We start from the raw sequence: 15,333 nt of genomic DNA on the forward strand, positions 1-15,333 counted from the left end.
CGTGACCATGTACGACTTCACAGCAAAAGTGTGCCTGGTGACAGGCGGGACCAGCGGGATCGGCGAAGCCGTCAGCGAACGCCTGATCAAGGCCGGAGCCGAAGTGATCGTGTTCGGCCGGGACGAGGAAAAGGGGGCGCAGGTGGCGGACCGGCTGGGCGAGCGTTGCCGCTTCATCCCGTGCGACGTCGCCGACCCGGCGCAGGTCGAACAGGCCTTCGGGCGCATCCGCACCCTCTACGGCCGGCTCGACTGCGCCTTCAACAACGCCGGCGTGACGGCCCGCTACGGCGCCGTGGCGGAGTCGTGCCCGGACGACTGGGCGAAAGTGATGAGCATCAACGTCAACGGCACCTACCACAGCCTGCGCCATGAACTGCGGCTGATGGTCGACCAGGGCCGGGGCTCCATCGTCAATACGTCGTCCTGCGCCGGCGTGGTGCCGATCGGCGGCCAGGTGGCCTATGTCGCCAGCAAGCAGGCGATCAACGGCATGACGCAGGTGGCGTCCATCGAAAACGCCCGGCTGGCGGACGGCGGGTGCATCCGCGTCAACGCGGTGGCCCCCGGCCCGATCCTCGGCGGCATGAACAGCGAGGCCCGCCTGCAGGCCGCGCCGGAGAACACCCAGCGCAAGATCAACGTCACCTCCATGAAGCGCTTCGGCACCGCCGACGAAGTGGCGAACGCGGTGCTCTGGCTGCTCAGCGACCAGTCGTCCTACGTCACCGGCGTGATCATGCCCATCGACGGAGGGTACGCCAGCGGCAAGTTCTGACCCGGCCCCTTCCTGCCCGACGACCCGCCCACGGCGGGTCGTTGCGTTTGCGCCCGGGAAAATCACCGGATCCGGTCTACATTGAAAAGCCACTACCCAAAGCGAAGGGATTCGCCTATCCTTTTCGCTGTATATAGATACAGTACAACCAACGTGAAGGCATGTGAGGTGGTGAATGGCCGTCGAAGTGGTATACCGCAGCAGCCGAGACCTGGAGCGCTTGTTCATGGATAAAGCCGAAGCTGACCGTCATGACAAGATGCTCGAACTGGCGGAACTGCTGTCCGAAGTGTTGCAGAAGGCCGTTCCGTCGTTGAACGAGCAGCAAGTGGAAGAAGTCGGGATCTACATGGCGAAGAACCGCGACGTGTTCGCCAAGGCGTTCAAGAGCCAGCCCGATGCGCTGTCGGAACTGATCAACGCGCCGGCGGCGCCCGCCGGGAAAGCCCCGGAGGCCGAACCGAGCGAAGCGGCCGAACCGGTGGAGACGCCGGCCAAGCCGGTCAAGGCAGCGAAGGCCGCCAAGTAACCGCAGCCCGAATTGAACAAGGCCCTCGGACCGAACGGTCCGGGGGCCTTTTCATGTCCGGGCAAACCCAAGCTTCAACGGTAGAGCACCCTTTCCGCCAGTTCGTCGGCCACCCGCGCCGGGGAGCGCTTTTCCGCCTGGGCGTGGGCGAACACTTCGGTCAGCCGCGAACTGATCTTCGACAGGTGCGCGGTGATGGTGGGCAATTCCTCGCCCCGGTGCTTGAGCGAGACGTAGATCAGCCCGCCGGCGTTGATCACGTAGTCGGGCGCGTACAGGATGCCCCGCCGCTCCAGCTGGTCGGCCATGTCCAGGTGCGACAACTGGTTGTTCGCCGAGCCCGCCACCGCCGAACAGCGCAGCTGCGGCACGGTGTGGCTGTTGAGCACGCCGCCCAGGCCGCACGGCGCGAGGATGTCGCACGGGGTGCTGAGCAGCGCGTCGTTGGCGATCGGATGGGCGTTGAGCTGCTCCATCGCCAACTGCACCTTGCCGTGGTCGATGTCGCTGACCAGCAGCTCCGCACCGGCGGCGTGCAGTTGCTCGGCCAGGGCGAAGCCGACATTGCCCAGCCCCTGGATCGCCACACGCAGGCCTTCGAGGTTGTCGCTGCCCAGCCGCGCCATGGCCGTGGCGCGGATGCCGGTGAACACGCCCATCGCGGCATGGGGCGCCGGGTCGCCGGCGGACGTGGTGCTGGTGACGTGCTGGGTGTGCTGGGCGATGCAGTCCATGTCCGCCACCGACGTGCCGCTGTCGATGGCAGTGATGTAGCGGCCGTCCAACTGATCGATGCAGCGGCCGAAGGCCTCGAACAGCGCGGCGCGGTTTTCCACATGGGCCGGCCGCACGATGACGGCCACGCCCCCGCCCTGGGCCAGGCCGGCCAGGGCGGCCTTGTAACTCATTCCCCGGGCCAGGCGCACGGCGTCCTCGACCGCGGACTCGTCGTTGGGGTAGGCCAAGTAACGGCACCCGCCCAAGGCAGGCCCCAGGCGGCTGTTGTGGATGGCAATCACCGCCTTCAACCCGGATTGCGGGTCGACGCTGAGGTGCAGCGATTCCAGGCGAGTGCTTTGCATGAGAGCGAACATCGACGGGCTCCCGAATCACTTGCGGTAGTCGCCAGTATAGGCTTGCGCCTGAAAATTGCTGAAGCGCGCCGGAATAAGCGCGGGCGTGCGCCGATGTTTCGCGGCATAACCCGGCGCCAGAGCGGCGGCGCACTGGACGAATGGCGAGGACGGGGCTACAACGAGGCATCCGACGGAGATTGTGATGAACCCGCGCCAACGTTTCTTCGACTGCCTGTACCGTTCGCCGCCCGCGCTGTTCGAAGCCGCGCTGTGGATCGCGGCCGAACACGACAACGGCGTCGATCCCCAAGCACTGCTGCGGGACTTCAGGGAGCTGCAGCAAAAGGTCGGCGCCGGCCTGCCGATGCTGCCGGCCGGCGAACTGGCGCAGCCGCTGCTGCGGCGGATGAACGACCTGGGGTTCGCCCAGGACGACTTCTCGCCGCTGCGCCCCCAGGCGGCGTTGCTGCACAAGGTGCTGCAGACCGGTCGCGGCCAGCCGCTGGCCCTGGCGCTGATCGCCCTGGAGCTGGCCCGCGGGCTGGGCATCCCGTTGGCCGGCGTCAACTTTCCCGGGCACTTCCTGCTGCGGGTGCCTGGCGCCGACCATTTGCTCGACCCCTGCGGCGGACGTCGGCTCTACCCCAACGATTGCCGCGACCTGCTGCACCGCCAGTACGGGCCTGAGATGAAACTGAACGCCGAGCACCTGCAGACCGCCGAGCCGCTGCAGATGCTGCAGCGTCTGTCGCGCAACCTGCGCCAGCTGCACCTGACCCACGACGACTTCATCGCCGCCCTGATCGACGCCGAACGCGTGCTCGAACTGGGCAACGCCAACGCCGCCGACTACTTGGCCCGCGCCAGCCTGTACCAGCGCCTCGACTGCCCCAACGCCGAGCGCTTCGACCTGGAGCGTGCGCTGCTGCTCAGCGACGACCCGATCCAGCGGCTGCGCCTGACCGAACGCCTGGGCCACCTGCCGCCCAACGCCATCGTCCACTGAACCCTATAGGCGCAAGCCTTTGTGGGAGCCAGCCTGCTGGCGATTCCAGGCGCCGCGGACTGTCAGTCAAACCGCGTTATCGTTCTTCGCCAGCAGGCGGGTTCCCACATCTGATCGGGTGGGCTCGGCGGGCGAGCGCACCTGGATGATCAGCAGTGCGGCGATCACCGCCGGCACCGCACAGAAGAAGAAAATCTGCTGCACCGGAATGTGCATCGCCAACAGCAGGCTGCCGAACAGCGGTCCTAGGATCGAACCGAAGCGCCCGACCCCCAGCGCCCAGCCGGTGCCGGTGGCGCGCACGTGCGCCGGGTAGAAGTTGCTGGCGAAGGCGTTGAGCGTCAGTTGCCCGCCGATGATGCAGAACCCGGCCGCAAAGACGAACGCCACCAGATAGCGGGGATTGTCGTGGTTGAGCCCCAGCAGCACCGTGCACAACGCCGCCCCGGCCAGCACGCCGGACAGCAGGCGCACCTTGCGCTTGAGGCGGTCGGCGAACCAGGCCATGCAGATCGCCCCCACGGTGCCGGCGAACAGGAACATCGACGTCACCAGGTTCGCCTCCTTGAGCGCCAGCCCGCTTTCCAGCAGCAGCGACGGCAGCCAGCTGATCATGAAATACAGCAGGATCAGACTGACGAAAAAGGTCGACCAGATCAGCAGCGTCGGCCGTGCATAGCCGTTGCGGAACAGCTCGACCACGGTCAGCTTGCTGCCCTGCTCGCGCTCGTTCTGTTCAACGGACGCCACCGGCGGCTGCCAGTCCGGGAGCATCCGCGCAGTGACCTTGCGCAGGCGTGCGTAAGGCGGCGCATCGCGCAGCAGCCGCGGCAGCGATTCGGGCAACAGCCACCACAGGAACGGGAACAGCAGCAATGGCGTCACGCCCCCGGCGAGGAACACCGCCTGCCAGCCGAAGCGGTCGATGAAGCCGGCGGCGACGAACCCGCCCGCCGCGCCGCCGAACGAAAAACCGCAGGCGGCCAGTGTCACCATCAAGGTGCGCAGGCGCGGCGGTGAATATTCGGACATCAGCGCCATGGCGCTGGGCATCGCCCCGCCCATGCCGATCCCGCAGATGAAGCGCGCGACCATCAGGGTGTCCAGGGAATCGGCGAACATCATCAGCACAGTCAGGCTGGCGTAGATCAGCACGCAGGCCAGCAGGATCCGCCGCACGCCGAAGCGGTCGGCCAAAGGCGTCACGGCCAGCGACCCCAGGGTGAGGCCGAGCAGGTTGGCGCTGAACACCGGGCCGAACGCGGCTTTCTCAAGCCCCCAGTCCTGGGCGAGCGCCGGCACCACATAGCCGAGCACCTGGGCGTCGTAGCCGTCGGTGACCAGCAGCAAGGCGAGCAGGATCAGGAGCGACCACTGGAAACGGGACACAGGACGGGCGTCGAGCGCCGCCCGGAAGCTGGCAATCTGGTTGTGCATCGCAAGGTACCTGTTTTGTTCTTATGGTTGTTTGCTGCGACAGAACCGGTGTTACTTGTGGGAGCCAGCCTGCTGGCGATGGCGGCATGTCAGTCATCCCGGATGAATCCGACAGGTCGCGATTGCCAGCAGATCGGCGCCTACGGCTGAGCGGCGCCAGGCCTCAAGGGGTGTCCGGCTGGTTCGCCGGATGGGCCTTGACGAACGCCGGATGCGCAGCGGCCAACGCCGCCACCCGGCGGATGCGCGGGTAAGCGTCGAGCGCGACGTTGAAGCGCTCGGCGGCGTACAGCTGCGGGATCAGGTACACGTCAGCCAGGCACGGCCATTCGCCGAAGCAGAAGCCTTCGTCGCCGATCAGTTGCTCCACCGTCGCCAGCCCCTGGCCGATCCAGTGGCCGATCCACTCCGTCACCTGGGATTCGTCGTGACCCGACTGACGCAGCCGGTTGAGCACGCTGACGTTGTGCAGCGGATGCACGTCGCAGCCGATCACCGACGCCACGCCGCGCACGTGGGCGCGGGCGGCAAGGTTTTCCGGCAGCAGCGGCACCTGTGGATAACGTTCCTCCAGGTACTCGATGATCGCCGGCGACTGGATCAGCAGCTCGCCGTCATCGGTGCGCAAGGCCGGCACACGGCCCTGCGGATTGATCGCCAGGTACGCCGGTTGCCGGTGCTCGCCCCCCGGCGGCGCGATCAGGTTGACCGGCAGCGCCCGGTAGTCGAGCCCCTTGAGCGCCAGGGCGATGCGCACCCGGTACGACGAGGTGGAACGGTAGTAGGTGTAGAGATCCATGAGCCGCTCCTGTCAGCGTGCCGCCAGCACTTTGCCCCGGCACTCGCCGAAGCCGATGGAGGCGAAACCGTCACGGGCGCAACGGGCGCGCAGGATGATTTCGTCACCGTCCTCAAGGAACTTGCGCACTTCGCCGGTGGCCAGCTCGACCGGTTTCTTGCCGCCCTCGGTGATCTCCAGCAGGCTGCCGAACTGGCCGCTTTCCGGCCCCGACAAGGTGCCCGAACCGAACAGGTCGCCGGCCTGCAGCTGGCAGCCGTTGACGCTGTGGTGGGCGACCATCTGTGCGACGGTCCAGTACATGTATTTCGTGTTGCTCAGGGTCAGGCGGTGGGCCGGCAGGTTCTGCTCGCGCATGGCCTCGGTGAGCAGCAGCACTTCCAGTTCGATGTCGAACGCGCCGCCGGCCTGATCCCGATTGTCGAGCAGGTACGGCAGTGGCTGCGGGTCACCTTGCGGACGCGCCGGCTGCGCGGTGCGGAACGGCTCCAGCGCTTCGGCGGTCACCACCCACGGCGAGACGCTGGTGATGAAGCTCTTGGACAGGAACGGCCCCAGCGGCTGATATTCCCAGGCCTGGATGTCGCGGGCCGACCAGTCGTTGAGCAGGCAGAAACCAGCGATGTGCTCGGCGGCGTCGCCGATGGCGATCGGCTCGCCCATCTCGTTGCCCTGGCCGATCCAGATGCCCAGCTCAAGTTCGTAGTCCAGGCGGGCGCAAGGGCCGAAGGTCGGCTCGCTGGCGCCGGCCGGCAGGGTCTGCCCTTTCGGACGGCGCACATCGGTGCCGGAGGCGCGGACGGTGGACGCCCGGCCGTGGTAGCCGATCGGCACGTGCTTGTAGTTGGGCAGCAGCGGGTTGTCCGGGCGGAACAGCTTGCCGACGTTCTGCGCGTGCTCGATGCCGACGTAGAAGTCGGTGTAGTCGCTGATCCGCGCCGGCAGGTGCATCTGGCAGTCGGCAGCCAGCGGCAGCAGCTTGGCGCCCGGGGCTTCGATCTTCGCCTGCAGGGCGCTGCCTTCGCTGAACAGCTCCAGCAGGCGTGCGCGCAGGGCGACCCGCGCCTCGCGGCCGAGGGCGAAGAAGGCGTTCAACTGGCCGCCGCGGGTGGCTTCGGCCGCCGCGCGGGCGGCGCCTTCGAACAGGCCGGCGTCCAGCGCCGCCTCCAGGTCGAAAATGCGGTCGCCGATGGCCACGCCGCTGCGCGGGGCCGAACCGTCGGCGCTGAACACGCCCAGCGGCAGGTTCTGCAGCGGGAAGTCCGCGTGGCCGTTGGCCGAGGCGACCCAGCTGCGGGCGATGGAAGTCTGAGTCATGGGTTATCTCCGGGTCGGGTCGAACGTGACAGGCAGCGTAGCCCAGCAGGCGTCGTAATTGGATTGCAGTTGCGGACAGTCGAGGGCGAAACGGCTCGGGCGCAGCACCTGGCTGGTCTCGAACATGAACGCCATGGTGTTGTCGATCTTCGCAGGCTTGAGGTCAGCGTTGATGGCCTTGGTGCAGGTCTCGCCGTCCGGGCCGTGGGCGCTCATGCAGCTGTGCAGGGACGCGCCGCCGGGCACGAAGCCTTCGGCCTTGGCGTCGTACTCGCCCTGGATCAGGCCCATGAACTCGTTCATCAGGTTGCGGTGGAACCACGGCGGACGGAAGGTCTTCTCGGCCACCATCCAGCGCGGCGGGAAGATCACGAAGTCGAGGTTGGCCAGGCCGTGCACGCTGGTCGGCGAGGTCAGCACGGTGAAGATCGACGGATCCGGGTGATCGAAACTGACCGTGCCGATGGTGTTGAACCGGCGCAGGTCATATTTGTACGGCACGTTGTTGCCGTGCCAGGCGACCACGTCCAGCGGCGAGTGTCCGAGCTCGGTGCCCCACAGCTGGCCGAGGAACTTCTGCACCAGGGTGGTCGGCTGCCGAAGGTTCTCGTAGGCGGCGACCGGGGTCAGGAAGTCACGGGGGTTGGCCAGGCCGTTGCTGCCGATCGGCCCCAGGTCCGGCAGGCGCAGCGGTGCGCCGTGGTTCTCGGCGACGTAGCCGCGGGCCTGGGCGTCCAGCAGCTCGACGCGGAACTTCAGGCCCCGCGGCAGCACGGCGATCTCCAGCGGCTCGACCTCAAGCACGCCCAGTTCGGTGGCGATGCGCAGGCGCCCCAGTTGCGGCACCAGCAGCAGCTCGCCGTCGGCATTGAAGAACACCCGCTCCATCGAGCGGTTGGCGGCATAGCTGTAGATGCTGATGCCGGCCGGTTTTTCGGCGCCGGCGTTGGCGGCCATGCTCACCAGGCCGTCGATGAAATCGGTGGGGGCGGACGGAATGTCCAGCGGGTTCCAGCGCAGGCGGTTGGGCGTGACCTCACCCAACGGGCCGCCGGCCAGTTGCCGCTCCAGCTTGGCGAACGCCGGGTGATTGGCCGACGGGTTGATCCGGTACATCCAGGTGCGCCGCGCTTCGCTGCGGGCCATGGTGAAGGCGGTGCCGGAAAACAGTTCGGCGTAGAGGCCGTAGGGGGCTTTCTGCGGGGAGTTCTGGCCGACGGGCAAAGCACCCGGCAACGCTTCGCTGCTGAATTCGTTGCCGAAACCCGACTGGTACGCCAGGGCTGAATCGAGGTTCATGGAGCCTCCTGAACAGGGAGTCGGCATGGCCCGTCGCTCTGGATCAGAGGTGCTGGCACGCCGGGGTTGTTATTGTCGTAATTCGATTACGCATAACGTAATTTGCTCGCTATCCAGCGTCAAGCTATAAAGACGCCCATTCGATCCGGGACACGGCGCCACCATGGAAAAAACCAGCGACAGCAACGGCAAACAGAAAGTGCGCTCCGCCGAGGTCGGCACCGACATCCTCAAGGCGCTGGCCGAACTGTCGCCCGCCACGTCGCTGTCGCGCCTGGCCGAGCACGTGCAGATGCCGGCGAGCAAGGTGCACCGCTACCTGCAGGCGTTGATCGCCTCGGGGTTCGCCGAGCAGGATGCCGCCACCAACCACTACGGGCTGGGCCGCGAGGCGCTGCGCGTGGGCCTGGCCGCCCTCAACAGCATGGACGTGCTCAAGGTCGCCGCCCTGCCGCTGTCGGAACTGCGCGACGAACTCAACGAAACCTGCTTTCTGGCGGTCTGGGGCAACCAGGGCGCAACCGTGGTGCACATCGAGCCGGCGGTGCGGGCGGTGACGGTGGTGACGCAACTGGGCTCGGTGCTGCCGCTGCTCAGTTCCTCCACCGGCCTGGTCTTCAGCGCCTACCTGCCGCACCGCGAAACCGACGAACTGCGCGAGCGGGAAACCGCTGTCGATGAGCATCCGCTGGCGGATGAGAAGGCTTATGCGGACCTGTGCCAGCAGATCCGCGCACGGGGCCTGCACCACGTGCACGGCTTGCTGATGCCGGGGGTGGACGCGCTGTCGGCCCCGGTGTTCAACGCGGTCGGGCAGATCGCCGCCGTGCTGACCATCGTCGGCCCGACCTCGCTGTTCCACGCCGACGAAAACGGCCCGGCGGCCCGGCGGTTGCTGGCGGCGGCGCGGGCCGTGAGCTGGCGGATGGGCTATCAGGGCGACGGCCTGAAGGGTTGACTCAGCCTTTCAGCATCCGGCCACCGCCGCCGCAAAGGCTGGCCCGCTCATTGCCATAGCGCCGTCGACTTCGCCTTGGCCACCGCTTGCGTCCTGCGCTGAACCCCCAACTTGCCGTTGATCCGCCGGGCATGGGTCTTGACGGTGTGCAGAGAAATGAACAGCGCATCGGCAATCTGTTGATTGGAATGGCCGAGCGCGATCAGCTTCAGGACTTGCCGCTCCCGTTGGCTCAACGTGCCTGCCTGATCCGACAGCGCGTCGGTTTCCTCACCCCGCACTTCGTGGCAGGCCTGCAGCAATGCCGGTACGCGCAGGCGCAGTTCGCTCAGCGCCTGCTGCCCCTGGTACCTGGTCACGCTGTCCATCCCTTCGCGCAGCCGCGCTTTCGCGTCGGCTGGGCGACCCTCCACCCACAACAGTTCGGCCGTCGCCAGCTGCAGCTCGGTGAACAGCGCCCACATGCCCCGCGCCTGCGCCCGGTTCATCAAGCCTTCCAGTTGCGCCGCCGCATCGCTCGGTGCCGACAGCGATCTGGTCATGGCGAGGATCAGTAAATACTCGATCCGCGCAATCAGCTCTAGCGTCGCCGGCGGAGCCTGCAATGCCTGCGGGCCGCGATAGTGCCTGAGCACCCGGCTCAAGGCTTCGCACGCCAGCTCCGCCCGCCCCTGCTGCAACCAGAAATGGCTGCTGACCTGCAGCAGCGCGCCGCGGTAGACCGTGTCCGGAATCTGCCGCTGCTGCATCAGCCGTTCCGCGTCGCGCAATCGTTCGAAGGCCTGGGCATAGTCCCCACCGTTGGCGGCCAGTTGCGCCTGGCCGAGAAAGCCATACAGCACGCGTTTGTCGTGGCTGCGCAGGCAATCGTCCAGCCCTTGCCGGAAGCATTCGGCGGCCTGCGCCTGCTGCCCCATGCCCAGCGCCAACCGCCCCCGCCGCAAGGCGATGCGCCCCAGCAAGGGCGTCGGACGTTCGTCCCGCGCGCTCAACAATTGCTCCATCTGCGCCAACAGGCTGTCGGCACGTCCCGGCGCGCCGCGCTGCTCCAGCCATTGGGCGTGATCGAGCTCAAGCAAGCCCTCGAACAGCAGTGACCCGCAGGCCCGGGCCAGACGCAGGGCCTCGCGGTTGATCGCCTGCGCACGATCCATCTCGGCGCACAGCAGCGCCTGTTGCGTCTGCCCGGACAGGCACAGCAAGCGCGCCGGCCAGGCGTCATCCGCCAACGCCGCCAACGCTTGCTCGAAATGTTCGCGGGCGGCGTCCATGTGCCCCTGCAAGTGCAGCAGCCACCCTTGCTGCGCCTGCCAGCGGGCGATCAATTGCTGCTGGCGCACCGCCGACGGTTGGGGAAGGAAGCGCCCCAGATGCCCGATCCAGGCCGTCGCCTGGCTGAATCGCCCGGCAAACAGCAAGGCGGCGGTCATCAGACCGATCAGTTGCGGCGAGCCGAGCATCAGCGCCTCGCCCTGGCGCTCGTGCAGGCTCAGCAGGAGCACCACGGCCCGGTCCTCGAACAGGTGCTCGAAGGTGAAATGCTGCAACAGGCTGACCGCCACCTCGAACTCCTCGGCGAGCAACGCCTGTTCGAAGGCCGACTTCCAGTCCTGTTCGGCGGCGAACCACTGACAGGCCCGCCGATGCCACGAACGCCCCTGGGGCCAGTGCTCGTCAATGATCAACCGGGACAGCGCCGGGAACACCTGCAGCCAGTCGGCCGAGCCCTGCCAGGGTTCGATGAAGCAACCGAGCGCCTGCAAGTCGCTCAGGTACTGCGTGCCTTCCCCGGCGCCGAACAAGTGATCGCAGAGCCCGGCATTGAACCGTGGAAAATGCGCCAGCACCCGCCAGGCTTCGGCCAGCTCGGGGGTGAGGCCACTGAACAGTTCGCGCTGCAGGTAATCGAGCAAGGTGTCGGCACGCTGCTGCGGCAGTTCCCGTTGCGACCAGTCGCACTTCTGCAGCAACGCCATGCGCACGCCGGCACACCAGCCACCGGTGCGCCGCACGATGCGCTCGGCCGCCAGCCCCGCCTGCTCCGGCGGCAGGTGCCGCAGCACCGGGGCCAGTTCCTGCGGCGTGAGCGCCAGCGCCGCCGCCTCGCACTCATGCAACGCGTCGTCGAGCAGTAGGCGCGGCCAATTGCAGGACGGACGCCGGCGGGTGCCGATCCACCAGATCAGCGTCGGGGCGCTGGCCGCCAGCAAACGGTCGAGCAAGGCGTCCAGCAACGGATCCGGCTGGCGGCAATAGTCATCGATCATCAGCCAGGCCGGCGACCGCCAGCGGGCCAGTTCCTCGGTGAGCGCAGCCTCGTCCGAACCCTGCGCACCCAGCGCCTGGGCCAGCCGCCGGCAGAACCCGTCGACGGACAACGCCGCGCCCGCCAAGGGCAGCCAATGCACCGTGCAGCCCGCCGGCGCCTGCAACAGGCATTCGCTCATCAACGCCGTCTTGCCGCTGCCGGGCGGCGCGCAGAGCAAGCGGATGCGTGCCGTGGTCTCCAGCAGCGGCCCGCTCAGACGGCTGCGCAACTGGTGATGGGCAGACAGCCTGGGCAGAAAACGGGGCGAATCCAGACACGGCGTCATGGCGGTCATCGTGCGAGCCTTCTTATCGTTGTGCCGTCACCCTAGCTCTGTCCCGCGCGCTTGTTGATAAGTATTCAAGCGGCTGATCGGCCCCCATAAAAAAGGCGACCGCCCGGTCGCCTTTTGTACGCCTTGTGTATCGCGACCGTTACCGGACGCCCTCCGAACGCAGGGCCGACGGCGTGTAGTCGGCGGCCTTGGCGTCGAAGCCGAACTCGAAACTGTGCTTCTCTTCGTTCTTCATGCCTAGGGCGATGTAGCGGCCGGCGATGATGTCGTAGAGCGCTTCGAGGGTGTACGCCTGGGCCTGGTGATCGTAGTAGTACTGGGCGTGCCCCTCGGCCACCCGCCACAGTTGGCCGCGGCCGTCGTAGTGGTCGACCAGCGCCACCTGCCAGCTGTCCTCGTCCAGGTACATGTGGCGCTTGGCGTAGATGTGCCGCTCGCTCGGCTTGACCGTGCCGACCACCTCCCAGACCCGGTGCAGCTCATAGCGGGTCAGGTCCTGGTTGATGTGCCCGGCCTTGATGATGTCGTCGTACTTGAGGCTCGGCGAATCGAGCTTGTAGCTGTTGTAGGGGATGTACATTTCCTTCTTGCCGATCAGTTTCCAGTCGTAGCGGTCCGGCGCCCCGGAGAACATGTCGAAGTTGTCCGAGGTGCGCAGGCCGTCCGCCGCCGTGCCCGGCCCGTCGTAGGCCACCTGCGGGGCGCGGCGCACCCGGCGCTGGCCTGCGTTGTAGATCCAGGCCAGGCGCGGCTCCTTCACTTGGTCGAGGGTCTCGTGCACCAGCAGCACGTTGCCCGCCAGCCGCGCCGGGGCGGTCACCGACTGCTTGAAGAAGGTCAGCACGTTGGCCGCCTTCTCCGGATCCAGATCCTTCATCAACTGCGGCACCGCAATCTCTTCCTCGAAGCGGATCGGCGTGTAGCTGCCGTTGGTCTGCGGCGTCACCTGGGTGATGATCCGCCGCAGGTTGCCGCCGTGGTATCGGGTGATGTGGTTCCACAGCACCTCGACGCCGTTTTTGGGGATCGGGAAAGCGTAGTAGCGGTTGCCGGTGAAGTTGGCCAGGCCGTTGCCGTCGTTGATGGTCGTCACGTTCAGCGCGCTGCGCTTGGCCGACTCGTAGATCTCCGGCGGCGCGGCGACGGTGCGGTGGGTCGGGTAGACCGGGATCTTGTAGGTCTCGGGGTAGCGCTTGAACATCGCCACCTGGCCGTCGGAGAGCTTGCCCTTGTACTGCTCGACGTTGGCGGCGGTGATGGTGAACAGCGGCTTCTCGCCGGCGAACGGATCGGCCAAAAACCCTTTGCTGTCCACCGCCCCGGCGTTCTTCGGGATGCCGCCGGTCCACGCCGGAATCGAGCCGTCGGCGTTGCCGGCCTTCTCGGCGCCCAGGGGCGTCAGGCTGGTGCCGAGCTTGTTCGCCTCTTCCGGCGACACCGCCGCGATCACGTTGGCCGCCAGTAGGCTCAAGGCCAGGGCGCCGCACTGCAGAATCATCTTGCGCATCGGATTCATCCTTATTCGGGCAGGTCAGAAGTTCACGCCGAAGCTCAGGGCCACGAAGTCACGGTCTTCGAGGACGTTGTAGTCGCCGCCGAAAAAGTCGGTGTAGCTCAGGCTCGCGGTGTAGGTGTTGCGGTAGTCGGCATCGACCCCGACGCTGACCGCCTTGGCCCCTTCGTTGAACAGCCCGTTGGGGCCGTACCCGGCGACGTCGTGGGACCAGGACAGGTTGGGCTTGAGGTTGATGCCGCCGATCACGTTGGCGTAGTCGAGGATCGCCCGGGCCCGGTAGCCCCACGAGGTGGACGTGACGAAGCCGCCGGTGTCGCCGCCGAAACCGTACTGGCCGTACACCGAGTCGCGGCCGTAACGCAGCTTGCTGCGCGGCTCCAGCCCGCCGACCCGCACCACCGCCGCCTCGCCGACCACGGTCAGGCGTTCGGCGCCCAGCACCTGGTCGAAGAAGTGGGTCAGGGTGCTCTGCACCTGGGTCACTTCCTTGCGCCGGTAGCCTTTGTTGTCGGCGCCGGGGCGGGTGGCCAGCGGCGACGCCGCGCCGCCGGCGATGGGGTTGAGCATCGCCAGGGTCAGGTCGTTGGTATTGACCTGCACCGGGGCGTTGGGCCGGTAGCTGATCTCCCCGGTCCAGGCGGTGCCGGTGGGCAGCGTGGTGGAAAAGCTCGCGCCGTAGAGGCGGATGTCTTCCGGGTATTCGAGGTAGTACTGGCCGCGGCCGAGCATCACGCTCTGGGCCAGGCCAGAGCCGGCGCCCGGCGCGATGCCGTTGGCGATCCCGACCATCCCCGGCAACGCCGCCAGGGTCGAGAGCCCGGCGGTGGTGGTGCCGACGGTCGGCGTGCGGCTGTGGTAGTTCATGAAGTACAGGCCGTACTCGGTGTCTTCGCCGAGCCAGCGCAGCGCCGTGCCCCACTGCCCCGAGTCCCGCGCGTCGCGGTCGCCGCCCCGGGGAATCACCACGCCTTCGCGGGCCACCTGGATCGGCTGCCCGAACGCCGCCGCCAACGGCGCCAGCGGCGCGATCGCCGGGTTGCCGACGGTGTAGCCGGTGGTGCAGCCGTCCGCCGCCACGTCGACGCCGAAGAACGTGCCGCAGTTGTCCAGCACCGTCTGATCCCACTCCAGCTGATAGAAGCCTTCGACCGTGAGCTTGTCGGTCAGGCCCTGGGAAGCGAACAGCATGTTCACCGGGATCAGGCCTTCCTTGATCTCCGCACCAGGGCGGCGGAACGCCGACACGTCGATGGGGTTGATGCTGTTGATCGAGTTGCCGATGAAGGTGCTCTCGCCCCAGCTCACCACCTGCTTGCCGGCGCGCACGGTGCCCGGCAGGTCGGCGATGGAATAGTTGTGGTAGACGAAGGCGTCGAGGATCTCGGCGCCCGAGGACTTGGCGCCCTCCTTGCGGCCCTTGTCGCTGATCGGCTTGAACTCGCGGTCCTCGTCCTTGAGCTCGAAGTCGTACCAGTACTTGCCGCGCACGAACACACCGGTGTCGCCGTACTTGAGTTCAAGGTCGTGGATGCCCTTGAAGATCTTGGAGAAGGTTTCGCCTTTCTTGAAGTTCAGGCGCCCGTCATCCCCGGTCGAGGACTGCCCCGTCCCGCCGTTGACCGTCCCCACCAGCGACTTGTCGGCATCGCGCAGGCCCCAGCTCGCACCGACCGACAGCGACGAGTCGAACGTGCCCTCGATTTCCCCGATGTTGAACGAAACCGCCTGCGCCTGGGCGCAGCATCCCATGGCCACCGCAACGGCCAACGCCTGCGGTGTGAAGATGGCGCGCATTGTTGTTTTTGTCATGCGTCTTCCCCGGTGAGTGACAGGAGGCTCCACCCTACTGCCCGGCGGCCGCGCCCGATAAGCGCACCAAGGAGGTATTCACGCTGTCGCCCGAAAGGATGAATGCCTTTGCCGGGCAGGCCTCTTCGCCGATCATGAACGGGCTGGATGGTCTACGATCAATGCCGGGCATGATGCTCATCGCGGTGCACCGGACTGTTGCATGC

The 15,333-nt window shown here is 67.1% G+C and carries 12 protein-coding genes and 1 pseudogene; 4 read left to right on the forward strand and 9 right to left on the reverse strand.

Annotated features, from left to right (window positions below):
* The first annotated feature begins 7 nt into the window (after positions 1-7).
* Positions 8-778 carry an SDR family NAD(P)-dependent oxidoreductase gene (locus CAG29_RS22795; RefSeq protein WP_085695174.1) on the forward strand — a complete coding sequence of 257 codons (771 nt, stop codon included), beginning with the start codon at positions 8-10 and terminating at the stop codon, positions 776-778.
* Positions 779-953: 175 nt separating this feature from the next.
* A pseudogene (locus tag CAG29_RS22800) lies at positions 954-1,211 on the forward strand (YebG family protein); the annotation flags it as partial.
* A 170-nt stretch (positions 1,212-1,381) separates the two neighbouring features.
* On the opposite strand, the gene CAG29_RS22805 reads toward CAG29_RS22800, so the two are convergent.
* Positions 1,382-2,401, reverse strand: a complete 1,020-nt coding sequence (locus CAG29_RS22805; RefSeq protein WP_085578702.1) for a Glu/Leu/Phe/Val dehydrogenase dimerization domain-containing protein — start codon at positions 2,399-2,401, stop codon at positions 1,382-1,384.
* 184 nt (positions 2,402-2,585) lie between these two features.
* Between CAG29_RS22805 and CAG29_RS22810 the strand changes: the two genes are divergently transcribed.
* A complete protein-coding gene (locus CAG29_RS22810; RefSeq protein WP_085695175.1) occupies positions 2,586-3,389 on the forward strand; it encodes a SirB1 family protein in 804 nt (267 codons plus the stop codon).
* Positions 3,390-3,455: 66 nt separating this feature from the next.
* Here CAG29_RS22810 and CAG29_RS22815 read toward each other — a convergent pair whose 3' ends face one another.
* The 4 genes from CAG29_RS22815 to hmgA all read right to left on the reverse strand — a co-directional run bounded on the left by CAG29_RS22815 (position 3,456) and on the right by hmgA (position 8,241).
* On the reverse strand, positions 3,456-4,826 hold the full coding sequence (locus tag CAG29_RS22815) for an aromatic acid/H+ symport family MFS transporter (RefSeq protein WP_085695176.1): 1,371 nt from the start codon (positions 4,824-4,826) through the stop codon (positions 3,456-3,458).
* A gap of 163 nt (positions 4,827-4,989) precedes the next feature.
* Positions 4,990-5,625, reverse strand: coding sequence for a maleylacetoacetate isomerase (gene maiA / locus CAG29_RS22820; RefSeq protein ID WP_085578696.1), 636 nt, complete (start codon positions 5,623-5,625; stop codon positions 4,990-4,992).
* Between the two features lie 12 nt (positions 5,626-5,637).
* The gene (gene fahA / locus CAG29_RS22825) at positions 5,638-6,942 is read right to left on the reverse strand and encodes a fumarylacetoacetase (protein ID WP_085578694.1); all 1,305 of its coding nucleotides are present in this window, start codon (positions 6,940-6,942) and stop codon (positions 5,638-5,640) included.
* Between the two features lie 3 nt (positions 6,943-6,945).
* Positions 6,946-8,241 (reverse strand): homogentisate 1,2-dioxygenase, encoded by a 1,296-nt coding sequence (hmgA, locus tag CAG29_RS22830; RefSeq protein ID WP_085695177.1) that lies wholly within the window; start codon positions 8,239-8,241, stop codon positions 6,946-6,948.
* A gap of 163 nt (positions 8,242-8,404) precedes the next feature.
* On the opposite strand from hmgA, the gene CAG29_RS22835 reads away from it, so the two are divergent.
* Positions 8,405-9,199: an IclR family transcriptional regulator gene (locus CAG29_RS22835; RefSeq protein ID WP_085578690.1), complete on the forward strand. Its 795-nt coding sequence runs from the start codon at positions 8,405-8,407 to the stop codon at positions 9,197-9,199.
* Positions 9,200-9,246: 47 nt separating this feature from the next.
* Here CAG29_RS22835 and CAG29_RS22840 read toward each other — a convergent pair whose 3' ends face one another.
* From CAG29_RS22840 to CAG29_RS28565, 4 genes are all read right to left on the reverse strand, one after another.
* Complete coding sequence (locus CAG29_RS22840) at positions 9,247-11,802, reverse strand: LuxR C-terminal-related transcriptional regulator (RefSeq protein WP_085695178.1); 2,556 nt, start codon at positions 11,800-11,802, stop codon at positions 9,247-9,249.
* Positions 11,803-11,941: 139 nt separating this feature from the next.
* Positions 11,942-13,309, reverse strand: coding sequence for a DUF1329 domain-containing protein (locus CAG29_RS22845; protein WP_085695179.1), 1,368 nt, complete (start codon positions 13,307-13,309; stop codon positions 11,942-11,944).
* Between the two features lie 24 nt (positions 13,310-13,333).
* Complete coding sequence (locus CAG29_RS22850; RefSeq protein ID WP_085695180.1) at positions 13,334-15,127, reverse strand: DUF1302 domain-containing protein; 1,794 nt, start codon at positions 15,125-15,127, stop codon at positions 13,334-13,336.
* 34 nt (positions 15,128-15,161) lie between these two features.
* Positions 15,162-15,308: a hypothetical protein gene (locus CAG29_RS28565; RefSeq protein ID WP_170930392.1), complete on the reverse strand. Its 147-nt coding sequence runs from the start codon at positions 15,306-15,308 to the stop codon at positions 15,162-15,164.
* Positions 15,309-15,333: the final 25 nt, after the last annotated feature.

This window comes from Pseudomonas sp. B7(2017) (assembly GCF_002112745.1).
Classification (GTDB): Bacteria; Pseudomonadota; Gammaproteobacteria; order Pseudomonadales; family Pseudomonadaceae; genus Aquipseudomonas; species Aquipseudomonas ekonensis.

Bases quoted from the DNA above. Each gene is read 5' to 3' on its own strand.
- CAG29_RS22795 (WP_085695174.1), top strand. From the start codon at position 8: ATGTACGACTTCACAGCAAAAGTGTGCCTGGTGACAGGCGGGACCAGC.
- CAG29_RS22805 (WP_085578702.1), bottom strand. From the start codon at position 2,401: ATGTTCGCTCTCATGCAAAGCACTCGCCTGGAATCGCTGCACCTCAGC.
- CAG29_RS22810 (WP_085695175.1), top strand. From the start codon at position 2,586: ATGAACCCGCGCCAACGTTTCTTCGACTGCCTGTACCGTTCGCCGCCC.
- CAG29_RS22815 (WP_085695176.1), bottom strand. From the start codon at position 4,826: ATGCACAACCAGATTGCCAGCTTCCGGGCGGCGCTCGACGCCCGTCCT.
- maiA (WP_085578696.1), bottom strand. From the start codon at position 5,625: ATGGATCTCTACACCTACTACCGTTCCACCTCGTCGTACCGGGTGCGC.
- fahA (WP_085578694.1), bottom strand. From the start codon at position 6,942: ATGACTCAGACTTCCATCGCCCGCAGCTGGGTCGCCTCGGCCAACGGC.
- hmgA (WP_085695177.1), bottom strand. From the start codon at position 8,241: ATGAACCTCGATTCAGCCCTGGCGTACCAGTCGGGTTTCGGCAACGAA.
- CAG29_RS22835 (WP_085578690.1), top strand. From the start codon at position 8,405: ATGGAAAAAACCAGCGACAGCAACGGCAAACAGAAAGTGCGCTCCGCC.
- CAG29_RS22840 (WP_085695178.1), bottom strand. From the start codon at position 11,802: ATGACCGCCATGACGCCGTGTCTGGATTCGCCCCGTTTTCTGCCCAGG.
- CAG29_RS22845 (WP_085695179.1), bottom strand. From the start codon at position 13,309: ATGCGCAAGATGATTCTGCAGTGCGGCGCCCTGGCCTTGAGCCTACTG.
- CAG29_RS22850 (WP_085695180.1), bottom strand. From the start codon at position 15,127: ATGACAAAAACAACAATGCGCGCCATCTTCACACCGCAGGCGTTGGCC.
- CAG29_RS28565 (WP_170930392.1), bottom strand. From the start codon at position 15,308: ATGAGCATCATGCCCGGCATTGATCGTAGACCATCCAGCCCGTTCATG.